The sequence below is a fragment of the Kitasatospora sp. CB01950 genome (genome assembly GCF_001905465.1).
Taxonomy (GTDB): Bacteria; Actinomycetota; Actinomycetes; order Streptomycetales; family Streptomycetaceae; genus Kitasatospora.
Genome location: NZ_LISX01000018.1, coordinates 10334 through 26318, shown reverse-complemented (window position 1 = coordinate 26318; position 15985 = coordinate 10334). Strand labels below are relative to the sequence as shown.

The following is a 15985-nucleotide window of genomic DNA, read 5'->3' as shown; positions in this document are numbered from 1 at the left end:
CGGCGGGCGCGGCGGGCGGCCGGCCGCTTGTGCTCCTGCGCCGGGCGGCTTGTCGGCCGGTTGCCGCGGGGTCGGGGTCGGGTGGCGGTGCGGTCCGGCGGTCGCTCAGGCGGGGGTTTCCAGGGCGGCGCGCCAGGCGGGGCTGTCCACGTAGTGGTTGTCGAAGCGTTCCGCGGAGTCGGCGATCTCCTTCGGGTCGGCTTCCGCGCGCATCACGCGGCCGAGCAGGCGCAGGTAGTCGAACCGTCCCAGGCCCGGGGTGAAGACGAACAGGACGTCGGCCTCCGTGCCGGGGGCGGCGGCGAAGGCGTGCGGGGTGTGCGGCGGCACCGCGAGGAAGTCGCCCTCGTGCAGGGTGGTGACCTGGTCGCCCACCAGGACCCGCAGCGAGCCGCCGAGGACGAAGAACAGCTCCGTCGCCTTCGTGTGGAAGTGGGCCGGCGCGCCGGGCGCGCCGGGGGCGAAGCGGGAGCGGTAGGCGGTGAAGCCGCCGGGCGCGGCGTCGGACTCGCCGAGCAGGGTCATCACGCTGCTGGGGTCGGCGCAGGTCTCGGCGTCGGCGCGGCGGGTCAGCGTCGCGGGCAGGTTCGCGTTCGTCATGATCATGAGCCTAGGACGCCTAGTGACCCGTCGGGCAGGTCAATTCGCTCCGGGGATCATGGGTCAATTCGGCGGGGTCGGCAGGGCGGGCCCGGTGCGGGGGCGTGCGGTGCGGGGGCGTGCGGCGGGCCGGCGTACGGGCTGTCGCCGCGTCCGCGTCCGCGTCCGCATCGCCGGCGCGGACGCGGGTAGGTGTGCGGGCATGTCGACCTCTGCGCTGTCCTTCGGTTCCGCTGCCCGCCTGTACGACGCGGTCCGGCCCGCCTATCCGGCGCGGGCGGTCGCCCTGGCCCTCGGGGCCGCGCCGGTGCGGGTTCTGGACCTGGGGGCCGGCACCGGGCTGCTGACCGGTGTGCTGCGCGCCGCCGGCCACGAGGTGGTCGCGGTCGAGCCCGACGGGCAGATGCGCGCCGTGGCCGCCGAGCGCCACCCGGACGTCCGGGTGCTCGCCGGCAGCGCCGAGGACATCCCGCTGCCGGACGGGTCCGTCGACGCCGTCGTGGTCGGGCAGGCCTACCACTGGTTCACCCCGCGGGAGGCGCTGCCGCAGATCCACCGGGTGCTGCGCGAGGACGGCGTCCTGGCCGCGCTGTGGAACATCCGCGACGACCGGACCCCGTGGGTGGCCGCGCTCTCCGGCATCGTCGGCGACGAGGGGTACGGCCTGGAGGACGCCTGGCCGTACGGGCCGGTGGCGCCGTGGTTCACCGAGCCCGAGCGCGGCCTGACCGAGCACGCCGTGACCGTCCCGACCGGCCGGCTGGTCGACCTGGTGCGCTCCCGCTCCTCCTACCTGACCGCCGACGCCGCCGAGCGGGCCCGCCTGGACCGGGAGATCGGCGAGCTGGCCGCCACCGACCCGGCGCTGGCCGGCCGCGACAGCGTGGAGATGCCCTACCGGACCTGCGTCTACCGGATGCGGCGGGCCTGACCGCCGGCCGGCCGAAGCTCCCGGCAGCTCCCGGTGGCCGGTGGCCGTACGGCCGCCGCCGGGCACGGCCCACCCGCGGCCGCAGGTCCTCCGGGCGCGGCGCGGGTTGTCTCCGGGCCGGGCGGCCGGTCGACCGGACGGCGGTCGGTCGCCCGTCGGCGGCCGGTTCGGGCGGCGCGCCGGGAGGCCCTGTCGCGGGCTGTGGCGCCGCGTCCGGGGCTCCCGGTGCGAGCGGCGCCCTGTCGGGTACGACCCTTTCGTGTCCGTGTGCCCGGCCGATCGCGGAGGCGGAGGCGGGGCCGGGGTCGCGGGTCGCGGGTCGCGCCGGCGGGGTCAGGGGTGATGCGTGAACGCGTCGGCGTGGTCGGCGGCCCACTGGCGGAACGTTCGCGGCGGCGTGCCGAGGATGTCCTGCACCGCGGTGGTGACGTGGGCGGGTTGTCCGACTGCCGCGCTCCAGGCGGCGAGCAGCATGTCGACGGCCTGGCTGGGCGCCGTGCCCTGCGAGAGGCGTCGAAACTCCTCCGGTGTCACCTCCTCGTATGCGATCGGGCGTCCCAGGACGTCGCCGATGACGTCCGTCTGCGCGGCCTGGGTCAGCGATTCGGGGCCCGTCAGGACGTAGTCCCCTCCGGCGTGTCCGTCCTGGTGGAGCGTCCGTGCCACGACGGCCGCGACGTCGCGGTCGTCGACCGGCGCCGTCGGGGCGTCGGCGTAGGGCCACCGGACGGCGTCGCCCGCGCGGATCGCGGGGGCCCACCAGGCCAGCGCGTTCGATGCGAACATCCCCGGCCGGACGACGGTGGACTCGAGTCCGGTCGCCGCGATGAGCCGCTCGATGCCGGCGTGCAGCGCCGCCACGGGGTTGGGCTGCTGGAAGAGGGGGTGGGGCGTCCGGTGCGGGGAGGAGAGGAGGACGACCCGCCGTGCGTGGGCCGCCAGCCGCGCCACGACGTCGGCGGCGGTCCGGGGCGGGGCGGTCCAGACGAGGAGGACCGCGCCGGCGCCGTTCAGCGCCGGGTCGAGCGAGTCGGGCACGGTGAGGTCGCCGGTGAAGACCTCGGCCCCGGCGGGCAGCGTCGCGGCCGCCTCCGGGCGGCGGACGAGGGCGCGGACCGGTACGCCCGCGTCGAGGAGTCGGTCGACGACGGCGCGGCCGACGCGGCCCGTCGCCCCGGTCACGAGCACGGGAGGGGTGTCTGTCCGGTTCTGGCTCATGCCGCCATAAAAACGTTACTCGGTTAAAAAAGCAACCCGGTTGCGTTCGTGTTACGGTGGCCGCATGAGCGAGTCGACGGGCCTGCGGGCCCGCAAGAAGGAGCGGACCCGCGACGCCATCGCCGACGCGGCCGTGTCGCTGTTCCTGGAGCACGGCTTCGACGACGTCCCGGTCAACGACATCGCCGCGGCCGCCGAGGTCTCCAAGCCGACCCTCTTCCGGTACTTCCCCACCAAGGAGGACCTGGTCCTGCACCGCTTCGCGGACCACCAGGGCGAGGCGGCCCGCGTCGCGCGCGAGCGCCCGCCCGGCACCGGGCCGCTGACGGCGCTGCACCGCCACTTCAGGGCCGCCCTCGACCGCCACGACCCCGTCACCGGCCTCAACGACCATCCACAGGTGGTGGCCTTCCACCGGCTGGTGTTCGCCACGCCGAGCCTGGCGGGACGACTCGCGCAGTACCGGATCGAGGACGAGCAGGCGCTGGCGGACGCCCTCGGCGAGGGCATCCAGGCACGCCTGCGGGCCGCCCAGGTGCTCGCGGTCCAGCGGGTGCTCGCCCGGGCCAACTGGCAGAAGATCGCCGACGGCCGGACCGCCCGCGACGTCCACCCCGAGGCCGTGGCCGACGCCGACCTGGCCTTCGACCGCCTGCGGTGACAGCCGACGCTCCCGGCCCGGCGGCCGCGCGGAAGGCGGAGAACGCACGGCCGGACGACTCCCCCGCGAACGACGCCGTCCCGCGCGCACGCCCGGACGCCGACGACGCCGCGTCCAGGCGTGCGCGCGTGGACGCGGGCAACGCCGCCCGGGCCGCGACCACGCCGCAAGCCCCTGGCCACCCCCTCCCGCCTGCTGATCCTCGCCCGCCTGCACGAAGGCCCCTGCGCGGCCCGGACTCGCCCACGCCGTCGGCATGGAGCAGTCCGCCTGCTCCCACCGGCGGCTGCGGCTGCGGCTGCGCAACCTCGGACCGGTCGTCGGCACCCGCAAGGGCCGCTCGGCGGTCCACCCCCTGCACGACAACCACGTCGCCGAACTCCTCGACCAGGCCGTCCACCACACCGAGCACCTGCGGCTCGGGCCCAGCGACGCCGCCGGCGCGCAGGATGCACAGGACGCAAGCCTCGCGGGCGACACCACGGCGGCGGCCCGGCCGGCGCGCCGACCGGCCGTCCGGGGCGCTGCGCCTTCGGCCGTCCCACGGCGGCGGCGGTGTCCCGTGAACGGCGCTGCGGCGTACGGGAGTCGGGACGGACAGCGTGGCGGCCGGGAGCGGCGGCGCGCGGGGAAGGAGCCGGGTGTGGGGTCGTCGTCGGTGCGGGAGATCGCGGGGCTGGTGGGGTGGGAGCGGGTCGCGCGGCCGGGCGTCGACTGGGCGCCGGCCGAGGAGTGCCTGGGCCTGCGGGTTCCCGGCTCGTTCAAGGAGTTCGCGGAGGTGTTCGGCCCCGGCGAGTTCAGCCAGTGGCTGTTCGTCACGGGCCCGGGGGACGAGTCCGTGGGCGACTCCCTCGCACGCCAGGCGGCCCTGTGGTCCGAACCCGCCGTCGCCGACCTCGTGCGCCCGTACCCGCCGCGTCCCGCGGAGGGCGGGCTGGTGGCGTGGGGCGGCACGTGTCGGGCCGACACGTTCTTCTGGCTGCCCGATTCCGGCGACCCGGAGTCGTGGCCGATCCTCGCGCTGGAGGAGGACTCGGCCGGCTGGCACAGGTTCGACATGAGCGTGCCGGAGTTCGTCCTCGAAGTGGTCCGCCCCGGCGGGGGCGTCGAGCCGTTCGCGGTGGGGGACGTCGTCCCTCCGTCGTTCCTGCCGCTGGACCGCTGACCGGGCGCAGCAGCGCGGGGACGCCTCGGGCGGGCGCAGCGGTCGACGGAGTGGGGACACAACGGTCGGGCAGCGCGGGGAGGCGGCGGTCGGGCCGTCGCGGGCCTCAACGGGTTGGCCGGCGCAGGGAGTCGACGTCCGGTCCGTTGGGGCGGGCGGCGGGGATGCGCGGGGGTGCGGGTGTCCGTGTCGCCCCCGCATCGCCGAATTGGCGTGGCGGGGTGCGGGTTCGGGGTCTTGGGGGCCGGTGACCGCGCGGGGTCAGGGCGGGGGGACGAGGTGGGTGCGGTGGGCGAAGACGACGGCGTGGATGCGGTCGCGGAGGTCGAGTTTGTGCAGGACGCGGCCGAGGTGGGACTTGACGGTGGCTTCGGCGAGGTGGAGCGCGGCGGCGATCTCGGTGTTGGAGCGGCCTGCGCCGACGTGGAGGAGGACTTCGCGTTCGCGGGGGCTGAGGCGCTCCAGGCGGCCGAGGCGTTCGGCGTTCTCGGGGTCGGGGGGCGGGGCGGGGGCGTGGTGGAGGGTGTCGAGGAGGCGGCGGGTGATGCGGGGGGAGAGGGCGGCGTCGCCGGCGGCGATGTCGCGGACGGCGGTGAGGAGTTCGCCGGGCCTGGTGTTCTTCAGCAGGAAGCCGGAGGCGCCGGCGGCGAGGGCCGCGAAGGCGTACTCGTCGAGGTCGAAGGTGGTGAGGATCAGGACCTTGCTGTGCGGGCAGTGCCGGGTGATCTGCCGGGTGGCCTCGATGCCGTCGGCGCCGGGCATGCGGACGTCCATGAGGACGACGTCCGGGCGCAGGCGGCGGGCGAGGCGGACGGCCTCGGCGCCGTCGGCGGCCTCGCCGACGGGGGTCATGTCGTCCTGGGCCTCCAGGACGGTGGTGAAGGCCAGGCGCAGGAGGGCTTCGTCGTCGGCGATCAGGATGCGGATGCTCATGCGGGCGTCGTTTCGCGGGTGTCGAGGTTCAGGTCGAGGTCGAGTCGGGCGTGGACGTGCCAGCCGCCGCCCGGCAGGGGCGCGGCGTGCAGGGTCGCCCCGTAGGCGGCGGCGCGTTCGCGCATGCCGGGGATGCCGTGGCCGGGGCGGGCGGTCGCGGTGGCGGTGGCGTTGCGCGGGCGCGGGGCGGTGGCGGTGGCGGGGCCGTTGTCGGTGACGGAGACGGTGACGGTGCGGGGCGTGCAGTGGACGCGGACGTGGGCGCGGGTGCCGGCGGGGGTGTGCTTGAGGGTGTTGGTGAGGGCCTCCTGGACCAGGCGGTGGGCGGTGAGCTGGGCGGTGGCGGGCAGGGCGGCGTGGTCGCCCTCGAGGTCGAGGCGGGTGGGCAGGCCCGCGGCGCGCATCCTCTCGGCGAGGTCTCGGATTTCGGCGATGCCGGGCAGGGGGTGGCGCCGGGCGTCGGGTTCGTCGGTGCGCAGCAGGCCCAGGGAGCGGCGCATGTCCGTCAGGGCCTGCCGTCCGGTCTCGGCGGTCTTGAGCATGGCGATGGCGGCCCGGTCGGGCGCGCGGTGCTGGGCGGCCACGGCGGCGTCGGTGAGGGCGACCATGACGGACAGGTTGTGGGTGACGATGTCGTGCATCTCGCGGGCGATGCGGGCGCGTTCCTCGGCGACGGCGAGGCGGGCCTGCTGGTCGTGCTGCTGTTCCAGGCGGGCGGCGCGGTCCTGCAGTGCGGCGAGGTGGGCGCGGGTGGTGCGGGCGGTGGCGCCGAGGGCGGCCGCGGCGACGACGGCGGCGCTCAGCGCGGCGAGGAGGGTCAGGGGGGCGCCGTCGGTGGTCCAGCGCCCGCCGGCCAGCACGGCGCCCGTCTCCAGGACGGCGGCGGCGAGGAGGGTGGCGCGCGGGCCGGCGTGTGCGGCCAGCGTGTAGAGGGCGATCAGCAGGGCGGCGTCGGCGGGGAGTTGGACGTTCGCGAGCCACTGGACGAGGGCGGCGGCGGCGATCACGGCGAACACCGCGCGCGGGGCCCGGCGGCGCCAGGCCAGGGGCAGGGCGAGGGCGGCGGTGAGGGCGGCGGCGAGCGGCAGTTCGCGCGGGGCGCGGGTGGCGGCGACGTGGAGCAGGAGCAGCGCGCAGGGCAGGAGGTCGCGGACGGCGGGCGGGAGGCGGGGGAAGCGGCGGCGGGGGGCGGCCGGGGCCGGCGCGGGGGGCGGGCCAAGTGCCGTTGCGGGGGCGGGTGTTGATGCGAGGCCGGGAACGAGCGTCGCGTCACGGGCGGGCGCGGGGACAGCACCCGGGGCGGGTGCGGGGACAGTGTCCGGGGCCGAGTGAAGTGCGGCAGCACGGGCGGCTGTTGAGGCAGGGCCGGGGTCTGCCGCCGCGTCAGGGGCGGGGTCGTGGTGGTGGGTGGGCCCTGCGGTGGTCACCCTGTCTCCCGGTGCGGTGTCGTGGCGGTCCCGGGCGGGCCGGGGGCGCGGCCCCTGTTCGTCGGCCGCGGCGCTGCTCACGCTAGGCGGCGGGTGCGGGCGGGCGCATGCGTCCGCCGTCGGAGGGCGCGGCGCCCGGGTACGACCCGAGGAGGAGGGCGGGTACCTCCCGGGGTCGCAGTGCGGGCCGCGGGCGGGGCGGGGGCCTGCGACCGCGGTGGCGGTGCGGGGGCGACCGGCGGCCGATGCGGCGGCGGGCGCGGCGCGCCGAGGATGGCCGGGTGACCGAGATCATCGCGGGACTGTCCTTGTCCCCTGTGGAGTTTCTTGCCGTGCTGGGCGCCGTCGTGCTGGTGGCGGCGCGCTGGCTTCCCCCCGCCGTCCGGCCGCGTGCGGCGGCGGGCGCCGCGGCGACGGTGGCGCTGTGCGCGGCGGTGATGGGCGTGCGGGGGGTGCGGTGGCAGATGCTGCCGGTGCTGGCGGGCGCGGCGGCGGCGCTGCCGTTCGCGCCGGCCCCGGTGGTCGGGCGGTGGCTGGGGCGGGTGCGGGGCCGTCCGGCGCGTGCGCCGCGGCGGGCCCGGTGGTGGCTGGCGCTGCCCGGCTCCGCGGCGTGCGCGGCTCTGGTCGCCGCGGGGCCGGTGGCCGCGTGGGCGTTCCCGGTGCCCGTCCTCCCCCGCCCGTCGGGCCCGTTCGCGGTCGGCACGCGGGTGGTGCAGTGGACGGATGCGCAGCGCCCGGAGACGTTCACCGCCGATCCCGACGACCGGCGCACCGTCGTCGTCCAGCTCTGGTACCCCGCGCGGGCGGGTGCGGCGGGCGCGGCGCGGGCGCAGTACCTGGGGCGGACGCGGGAGGAGGCGCGCGTCGTCGCCGGCGCCCTGGCCGGCGGCGTGCACCTGCCCGGGTTCCTGGTCGACGGCGTTCCGCGGGCCCGCAGCAGTGCGGTGTTCGGCGCCGAGGTCGCCGCGGGCGGGGAACGGTGGCCGGTGGTGCTGTTCTCCCCCGGGGCGGGCGGGGTGCGGACGCAGAACACCGCGTGGGCGGAGGAGCTCGCCAGCCACGGCTACGTGGTGGCGGCGCTGGACCATCCGTACGACAGCGCGGCGGTCGTCCTCGACGACGGGCGGGTGGTGCGTTCGCGGACCCTGTCCACGGGCGACCGGGACGCCGACGAGAGGCTCGCGGAGCAGTGGACGGCGATCCGGGCCGCCGATCTGCGTTTCGTGCTGACGCAGTTGGAGCGGGTGGGGCGCGGCGAGACGGCCGATCCGCTGACGGGCCGCCTGGACACGGGGCGGGTCGCGGCGGCGGGACATTCGATGGGCGGCGCGGCCGCGCTGCAGGCCGCCCGGGAGGACGGCCGCATCGGCGCGGTCGTCGACCTGGACGGCTACCCCCACGGGCCGCTCTCCCCCGCGCTGCGCCGGCCGGTGCTGGCGCTCACCCAGGCCGTCGGGCCGAACACCGATCCGCGGTACCTGCCGCGCCTGCGGGAGGCGCTCGCGGGCGACAGCGCGACGAGTTACCGGCTCACGGTGCGCGGGGCCGCCCATCTCTCGTTCATGGACGGGCCGTTGTACCTGCCGCCGGTGCCGTCGGTCGTCGGCTCGCTGGGGCGGGAGGGGAGTGTGCGGATGGTCGCGGCGACCACGCTGGCGTTCCTGGACGCCGCGCTGCGGGGCGCGCCCGGGGACCTGGAAGGGGTGCTGTCCGCCTACGGCGAGCTGGAGGTCGACCGGGCGGGCGGCGGGGGCTGAGCCGGACACGGCCGACGGCCGGCCGGGCGGGGGCCAGGGCGGTGGGCGGCGGCCGGACGGGCGGGCGGCCGGGGCGGTGGGCGGCGGCCGGACGGGCGGGCGTGACGGGCGTGACGGGGGCAGTGGGCGGCCGGACGGGGGGCCAGGGCGGTGGGCGGCGGCCGGACGGGCGGGCGTGACGGGCGTGACGGCGGCCGGCGGGTCGTCAGCGGGAAGGGGCTGGGCGGGGTCGTCACGAGGCGGGGGCCGGGCGGGACGGGGCGGGGCGGCGCGTAGAGTGGCCGCTCGCCCGCGGGGAGAGGACGGCACTGTGCGCGAGCGTTCCCGGGTCCTGTTCGTCACCGATCTCGCGTATCCGGCGCAGGGCCGCCGGTACGGCGACGAGGACGTCTTCCTGACCTCGCGGCTGCGCGGGGAGTTCGATCTGGCGCTGTGCCACCCGCGGGACGCGGTCGCGCTGATGGACGGCTTCGAGGCGGTCGTCGTCCGCAACAGCGGGCCGGTGCTGCACTACCGGGAGGAGTTCGACGCGTTCCGCCGGGCGGCCCGCGTGCGGGGCACGCTCGTCCACAACCCGCTGACGGGACGGGGCGACATGGCCGGCAAGGGCTACCTGCTGGAGCTGACCGCGGCCGGGTACCCGGTGATACCGACCGTCGGCCGGCCGGCCGACGTCGCGCTGCTGCCGCGCTCCGAGCGGTACGTGGTCAAGCCGCGCGCGGGAGCGGATTCGATCGGCCTGTCCGTCGTGGACCGGGCGGAACTCGCCGGAGCGGCCGGGGCGGCCGGACCCGCAGAAGGGGCCGGGCCGGCCGGGACGGCGGCCCCGGAGCCCGGCGGCGCCCGGTCCGGGGAGGTGCTCGTCCAGCCGCTCGTCGACTTCCGCTACGAGGTGTCGTTCTACTTCGTCGACGGCGTCTTCCAGTACGCCCTGTACGCGCCCGACCCGTCCCGGCGCTGGGAACTGACGCCCTACCCGGCCACCGCCGCCGACCTGGCGTTCGCGCAGCGGTTCGTCGACTGGAACACCCTCGCCTACGGCATCCAGCGGGTGGACGCCTGCCGCACCGTGCGCGGGGAACTGCTGCTGGTGGAACTGGAGGACCTCAACCCGTACCTGTCGCTGGACGTCGCTCCGCCCGAGCGGCGGGAGGCGTTCGTCGCGGCGCTGGCGGCCTCGATCCGCGGCCTGCTGCGCGCCGGACGCGAAACGGACTGACGGACCGCCACGGCCCGGGGCCCCGGGGCGGGGTCGGCACGTCACGGCGCGGGCCCGGAGCGGGGCGACACGTCACGGCGCGGGCCCGGAGCGGGGCGACACGTCACGACCCGGGGCGGGACAGCCGGTCGGCGGGACGGCAGGACGGCGGGACGGCAGGACGGCGGGACGGCAGGACGGCGGGACGGCGCGGGCCCTGGGCGGGTCGGCACGTCACAGCGCGGGCCCGGAGCGGGGCGACACGTCACGACCCGGGGCGGTCGGCGGTCGGCGGTCGGCGGTCGGCGGCGAAGCGTTCGTGCGAACCGTCCGAACGCCCGTTCGTCAGCTTCCGGCCCGGCGGGCACGCCCCGGGGCGTGCGGGCCGCGGGGCCGCCGCGGCCTGCGGCGTCGTGCGGATCCGGGGCCTGCGGGGGTGCGGTGCGGGCGGGGGGCCGCGGGGGTCTGCCTAGCGTGGAGCGGATGCGCCCGCCGCCGTGGCGGCGCGCCGAGGTCCCGGCGGGCCCGGGCTGTCCGGTCCGCGCGGGGAAGGGTGGAGTTCTTCGATGGAGAGTCTGCTGGCGGAGCGGACGGCGGTCGTCTACGGCGCCGGGTCGGTCGGGAGCGCGGTGGCCAAGGCCTTCGTGCGGGAGGGCGCCCGGGTGTTCGTGGCCGGCCGCGGCGAGGGCGCGCTCAAGCAGCTGGCCCACGACGTGGAGGAGGACGGCGGCTCGCTGTCCACCGCCCGAATCGACGCGTTCGACCGGGACGCGGTCGAGGGCTTCCTGGACACCGTCGTCGAGGAGACCGGCCGCCTCGACGTGTCGTTCTGCGCGACGTCCACCCGCCGGCCGGGAGGCCGTCAGGGCGCGGCCCTGGGCGAGCTGTCCTTCGAGGACTTCTCCCTGCCGATCGTCGACTTCACCCGCGCCCAGTTCACCACCGCCAACGCCGCCGCCGCGCGCATGACGCCCCGCCGGCGGGGCGTGATCATGATGATGACCGCCGCGCCCGCGCGCGTCCCCTTCCCCTACACCGCCGGCTTCGGCCCCGCCTGGGCCGCGGTGGAGGCCTTCGCCCGCACCCTCGCCGCCGAACTCGGCCCCCGGGGCGTGCGGGTGCTGTGCCTGCACTCCGCCGGCTCCCCCGACGCCCGGCACAGCATCGAGAGCACGATGGCAGCCGACCTTCCCGAGCTGCCGGCCCGGCAGCAGATCTGGCAGGAGCGCTCCGCGGTCCACAACCTGCTGGGCCGCGGGCCCTCGCTGGCGGACGTCGGCAACATGGCGGCGTTCATGGCCTCCGACCTCGCCGCCGCGTCCACGGGCACGACGGCCGACCTCACCGGCGGCATGACCTGCCGCTGACCCGCCCCGCCCGCCTCCGCGGGCACCCGCCCGCCCGTCGTAAGGAGCGGGCGGGCCCGGCCCCGCGACGGGGTTCGGCGGGCCCGGTCCGGCGGTCGGAGCAGCGAGCCCCGGCCCCGGCCGTGACGAGGATCCCGGACAACGGCCGGGCCTTCCCACGGCTCCCCGCTCGGTCGAGGGCGGACGTGGGTGGGAGGTCCGGCGAGCACCGTGAGCGTCGTGCGCGTGCCGGAGCCGCCGCCCGCTCATGCGGTGCCGCGGGCCGCACCGGCCGGTCGAAGGCGGACGTGCGTGGAGAGATCTAGCGAGCACCGTGAGCGTCGTGCGCGTGCCGGAGCCGCCGCCCGCTCATGCGGTGCCGCGGGCCGCACCGGCCGGTCGAAGGCGCCTGCTGCGGCGCTGCGCGCCGGCCTGCGGCCGCCCCGAACGGCCTGTCCCGCCCCCGAACCCGTCCGGCTGTCGGGCGGCGTCCGTCCGCGGGTCGGCGCGCCGCAGGGCGGGGAATCGCGTGAGCAGGTCCGAGGAGCACCCGGGCGCGGAGCGGGGAGATCCGGGGATCCCCCATCAGCCGGGGAGCGAGCGGTCCCAGCACCTGCCGGCGGGCCGGCCCGCAGGTGGAGACGGCAGCCGGCCCGACACGACGGCCCCTGCCCGGCCCGGACCGGCGGGCACGGCTGCGGTCGGGACCACCGGCAGAAGACAGCCCTGGCAGACCCAGCACCTCGGCAGGCCCGCACCGGGCGGGCGCCGGCCGCCGGCCGCCGGGGGACGCCGAACCGCCCGTGCCCCGGCGGGAAGCGGCGGAAGGCCCCGCCTGCGATCCGCCCCGGCCCGGGACGGCCCCGCCCGGTGGCGGCGGGCGTCGAAGGCGGTGCCCACGGCCGACCCGTGCCTGCGGCGCGGGACAGTGTCCCGGGGCGACGGCCCGGCCCGGCCCTGCGCAGGCCGTGCCGGCCCCCTCCACAGGTCCGCCCCCGCCCCCGGCGGTCCCGCACCGGCGCTCGGCACGGGACCACCGGGATCGGCGGCGGCAGCCGTCGCAACGGCCGCGGCAGCGGACCCGGCCCGGCCCGGCCCTGCCCGGTCCGGTCCGGCCCGCTGCCGCGGGGGGTCGCTCAGATGTACAGCGTGTTGGGCTCCAGCCCGCACAGGGTCCGGCCGTAGAGCTCGGCGTTGGTGTCGGGGTTGATCAGGGCGTGCAGGGCGACGGCGTGGATGTCGCGGGCGATGCGCTGCAGGGGGACGTCGAGGAAGATCGACGTGCCGCCGCTGATGCTCACCAGGGTGTCGACGGCGTGCTTGGCCAGGCGGGTCGCCTCGCCCTGGTCGTTGCGGACGCGGGCGCGTTCCTCGTTCTTCCACTCCTCGCCACTGGCGGCCTTGGCGTCGACGGTGGCGGCGGCGCGGCGGGCGTGGAACTCGGCCTGGTCGATGCTGTTGACGGCCGCGGCCACGCGCAGGTGGGTGATCGGGGCCTCGTTCTGGGCCTCGTAGTCGGTGTAGGTGATCTTCCGTCCGGGCAGCCGTTCGAAGAACGCCTCGCGGGCGGCCTTGGCGAGGCCGACGGCCACGCCGGCGCCGGAGGCGGCGGCGACGAGGGCGGCGGGGGTGCGCCAGACCGGCGAGTGGGCGTTGGCCCGGGACAGGCCCTGGGGGCGGATGGAGGCGCTCATCGGGATGATGCGGTGCTCGGGGACGAAGAGGTCCTCGGCGACGGTGGTGACGCTGCCGGTGCCGCGCAGGGAGCTGGTGTGCCAGTCGTCGACGATCTTCAGCTCGTCCATGGGGACGAGCGCCATGACGGGCTCGGGCTCGGCGTCGGGGCGCAGCAGGATCGCGGCGATCTCCTGCCAGCCGGCGTGCCAGGCGCCGCTGACGAACTTCCAGGCGCCGTTGACGACGATGCCGCCGTCGGCGGGCACGGCGGTGGCGGAGGGGCTGTTGGTCCCGCAGACGCGGGGGGCGGGGGAGGTGAAGACCTCGTCCTGGGCGGCGTCGGGGAACAGGCCGGCGATCCAGGTCGGGATCCAGAACACCGAGGACGTCCAGGCGATCGCGCCGTCGGCGCGGCCGAGTTCCATGGCGACCTCCACCAGGGTGGCGGTGTCGCACTCGTAGCCGCCGTGGCGCACCGGGGTGCGGAGGCGGAAGACGCCGGCGTCGGCGAGGGCGGCGACGGTCTCCTCGCTGAGGCGGCGGTTGTCCTCCGACCAGGCGGCCTGCTCCCGAAGGGCCGGCACCAGTGCGGCGACGCGTTCGACGATTTCTTCCCGGGTGGGTATTCCCGTGGTCGTCATCTTTTCCTCCTGGACGGTTCGGTCGAATGGGCCGCCGGGCCGCGGCCGCCATTCACGCGGTCACCGAGGAACGATTCCACCGGGTGTGCGGGCGGGGCCTCTTCAGAATTGCCCGGTCCGGTGTTTGTCCGGGGCCGGGGGTTTGTCCGGGGGTGCGGGCGGGGTGCGGGCGGCGGGCACGGGGCAATCACGAGGAAGTAAAAGGGATTTCACGCGTGGCAGCCTGGGGCCCGGACCGTTTCCCGACCGCCGTTTCCCGGCGGCGTCGCAGCCAGGAGGCCAGCGTGGATCTGTCGCCCATCGTGACCAGGGACGAGTGGCTCACCGCCCGGAAGGAACTGCTGGAGCAGGAGAAGGAGCTCACCCGGATGCGCGACGCGGTCTCCGCGTCGCGGCGGGCGCTGCCGCGGGTCCGGGTGGAGAAGGAGTACGTGTTCCGGGCGCCGGGCGCGTCGCCGACGCTGCTGGAGCTGTTCCAGGGGCGGCGGCAGCTCGTCGTGCGGCACTTCATGTTCGACCCGGCGTGGGAGGAGGGCTGCCCGGGCTGCTCGATGCAGGCCGACTCGGTGGGCACTCTCGCCCACCTCCACAACCGCGACACCTCGTTCGTGATGGTCGCCCGCGCGCCGATCGCGAAGATCGAGGCGTTCCGTGCCCGGATGGGCTGGGACCTGCCGTTCGTCTCCTCCCACGACAGCGACTTCAACCGCGACTTCCACGTCACCACCGACAAGGGCGAACTCCCCGGCGTCAGCAGCTTCCTGCGCGAGGGCGACGCGGTGTACCACACCAACTCGATCTTCGACCGGGGCAGCGAGGTCACCCTCAACACCTACAACTACCTGGAGATGACGCTCCTGGGCCGGCAGGAGGAGGGCCTGGCCCACCCCTGGTCGTGGTGGCGCCACCACGACCGCTACGACGACACCACCGCCAAGGGCCCGGGCGAGAACTGGTGGAACGGCCAGGACAAGTTCGCTTCCTGACGCCGCGGGTCCGCCGGGCCGCCCGCCGGTGCGCGGACGGCCCGTCCCCGTCCCCGCGCCGGCGGTCGAGCACCCGCGCGGCACGCGACCGCCGGCGGCACGGCGACGCACGGCCGACCGCGCAAGGCCGGCCGGCCGCTTTCCCGTACAAGAACGAACATCCGCCCGCGCAAAGGCCGCCTGCCTCCATTCGACGGCGAACGACAGTCCGCGCGAACACGGTCGACCGCTCACGAAACAACGAACAACCGCCCACGGCAATGGCCGTCGACCGCACCCGCGGAAACCACCGGCCGCACCGCACCGAACCGGACGCCCGCACGGACAATCGCCGCCGACCGCCGATCGACGGCGAACTCCCGCACGCACAAAGGGAATCGGCCACCCGCACCACAGCCGAGGACCACGACTCCGCACAGCGACCGCCGACCGGACACGCGACGCCGGACACCCGCCCCACACGGGAGACCGCCCGCCCGAGCAAAGGCCGTCGACCGCCCACGCAAGCAATCGACCCCCCATGCGAGGACACGCGACCGCCCGCCCACCGCCGACCGACCGACCACCCGCCGCCCCCGCGGGAACGGAACACCCGCCCACGCCGACCACGGCCAGTCGGCCTCGCAACGACCTCCGACCTCCGACCTCGCAACGACGAACACCCGTCCACGCGAAGGCCGTTGACCTCCCACAAGGGAAATCGACCCCCCGTGTGAGGATGCACGACCGACCGCCCACCGCCACTGCCCACTGCCCACTGCCCACGCGGGAGCGAACACCCGCCCACGCAAAGACCGTCGACCGCCCACCCGGAAGATCGACCGCCCGCGCGAGGGTGCGCGACACCACCCCGGCCGACCACCGCCCCCGCGGGAACGGAACACCCGCCCACGCCGGCCACGACCGACCGGCCTCGCAACGACCGCCGCCGACCGCCGACGCGTGGACGTACGACCGCCCGCACACCGACCGCCGACGACCGGCCTCGCAATGACGAACACCCGTCCGCGCGAAGGCTGTTGACCTCCCGCAAGGGAAATCGGCCGCCCCCACACCGCCGGCCGACCGCCCCGCCCACCGCTCACCGCCCACGCGGGAGCGGACTCCCGCCCGGCGCCCGGCGGCCGCCCGTCACACGCCGCCCGTCACACGCCGCCGGGCACCCGCCCCGCGCGGGCGACGCGGGCGGGCGACGCGGGCGGAGCTCCCCGGGCGGGCCGCTCCGCCCGCTGCGGTGCTCAGAGCTCTCCGGCCAGGAAGCGCAGGATGAGGCCGTTGACCTCGTCGGGCTTCTCGACGAGCCCGATGTGGCCCGCCCCCTGCACCACCTCGGCGTGCGAACCCGCGGGCAGGGCCTCGACGATGGCCGCCAGCGCCTCGTCGGTGATCACGAAGCTGGGGTCCTCGGACCCGAACAGGTTGAGCACCGGCGCGCCCGGCGGGGC

At 76.8% G+C, this 15985-nt stretch carries 12 protein-coding genes and 1 pseudogene; 7 read left to right on the top strand and 6 right to left on the bottom strand.

What is annotated here, in order from left to right; genetic code table 11:
* Positions 1-105: 105 nt before the first annotated feature.
* Positions 106-600, bottom strand: coding sequence for a cupin domain-containing protein (locus AMK19_RS30775; RefSeq protein ID WP_241844661.1), 495 nt, complete (start codon positions 598-600; stop codon positions 106-108).
* Positions 601-802: 202 nt separating this feature from the next.
* Here AMK19_RS30775 and AMK19_RS30770 point away from each other — a divergent pair, with 202 nt between their 5' ends.
* Positions 803-1531 (top strand): class I SAM-dependent methyltransferase, encoded by a 729-nt coding sequence (locus AMK19_RS30770; protein ID WP_073818127.1) that lies wholly within the window; start codon positions 803-805, stop codon positions 1529-1531.
* A 333-nt stretch (positions 1532-1864) separates the two neighbouring features.
* Here the strand turns inward: AMK19_RS30770 and AMK19_RS30765 are convergent, their stop codons facing one another.
* A complete protein-coding gene (locus tag AMK19_RS30765) occupies positions 1865-2749 on the bottom strand; it encodes an NAD(P)H-binding protein (protein ID WP_073818125.1) in 885 nt (294 codons plus the stop codon).
* A gap of 64 nt (positions 2750-2813) precedes the next feature.
* Here AMK19_RS30765 and AMK19_RS30760 point away from each other — a divergent pair, with 64 nt between their 5' ends.
* Together AMK19_RS30760 and AMK19_RS30755 are read left to right on the top strand one after the other, a co-directional pair.
* Positions 2814-3410: a TetR/AcrR family transcriptional regulator gene (locus tag AMK19_RS30760; protein ID WP_073818122.1), complete on the top strand. Its 597-nt coding sequence runs from the start codon at positions 2814-2816 to the stop codon at positions 3408-3410.
* A gap of 128 nt (positions 3411-3538) precedes the next feature.
* Positions 3539-3849, top strand: a pseudogene (locus AMK19_RS30755) (hypothetical protein); the annotation flags it as partial.
* Between the two features lie 987 nt (positions 3850-4836).
* Here the strand turns inward: AMK19_RS30755 and AMK19_RS30750 are convergent.
* The gene (locus tag AMK19_RS30750; RefSeq protein WP_073818120.1) at positions 4837-5508 is read right to left on the bottom strand and encodes a response regulator transcription factor; all 672 of its coding nucleotides are present in this window, start codon (positions 5506-5508) and stop codon (positions 4837-4839) included.
* The gene (locus tag AMK19_RS30745; protein ID WP_443135057.1) at positions 5505-6935 is read right to left on the bottom strand and encodes a sensor histidine kinase; all 1431 of its coding nucleotides are present in this window, start codon (positions 6933-6935) and stop codon (positions 5505-5507) included. The genes AMK19_RS30750 and AMK19_RS30745 overlap by 4 nt, the downstream gene beginning before the upstream one ends.
* Before the next feature lie 245 nt (positions 6936-7180).
* Between AMK19_RS30745 and AMK19_RS30740 the strand changes: the two genes are divergently transcribed.
* The 3 genes from AMK19_RS30740 to AMK19_RS30730 all read left to right on the top strand — a co-directional run bounded on the left by AMK19_RS30740 (position 7181) and on the right by AMK19_RS30730 (position 11257).
* On the top strand, positions 7181-8692 hold the full coding sequence (locus tag AMK19_RS30740; protein WP_073818117.1) for an alpha/beta hydrolase family protein: 1512 nt from the start codon (positions 7181-7183) through the stop codon (positions 8690-8692).
* Positions 8693-9002: 310 nt separating this feature from the next.
* Positions 9003-9911 (top strand): hypothetical protein, encoded by a 909-nt coding sequence (locus AMK19_RS30735; protein WP_073818114.1) that lies wholly within the window; start codon positions 9003-9005, stop codon positions 9909-9911.
* Between the two features lie 545 nt (positions 9912-10456).
* Positions 10457-11257, top strand: coding sequence for an SDR family NAD(P)-dependent oxidoreductase (locus tag AMK19_RS30730; protein ID WP_073818111.1), 801 nt, complete (start codon positions 10457-10459; stop codon positions 11255-11257).
* Between the two features lie 1115 nt (positions 11258-12372).
* On the opposite strand, the gene AMK19_RS30725 is transcribed toward AMK19_RS30730, so the two are convergent.
* On the bottom strand, positions 12373-13554 hold the full coding sequence (locus tag AMK19_RS30725; protein WP_073818109.1) for an acyl-CoA dehydrogenase family protein: 1182 nt from the start codon (positions 13552-13554) through the stop codon (positions 12373-12375).
* Positions 13555-13838: 284 nt separating this feature from the next.
* Here AMK19_RS30725 and AMK19_RS30720 point away from each other — a divergent pair, with 284 nt between their 5' ends.
* Positions 13839-14540, top strand: a complete 702-nt coding sequence (locus tag AMK19_RS30720) for a DUF899 domain-containing protein (RefSeq protein WP_073818105.1) — start codon at positions 13839-13841, stop codon at positions 14538-14540.
* Positions 14541-15778: 1238 nt separating this feature from the next.
* Here the strand turns inward: AMK19_RS30720 and AMK19_RS36230 are convergent.
* A partial coding sequence (locus AMK19_RS36230) for an alpha/beta fold hydrolase (RefSeq protein ID WP_198953501.1) occupies positions 15779-15985 on the bottom strand: 207 nt, incomplete at its 5' end.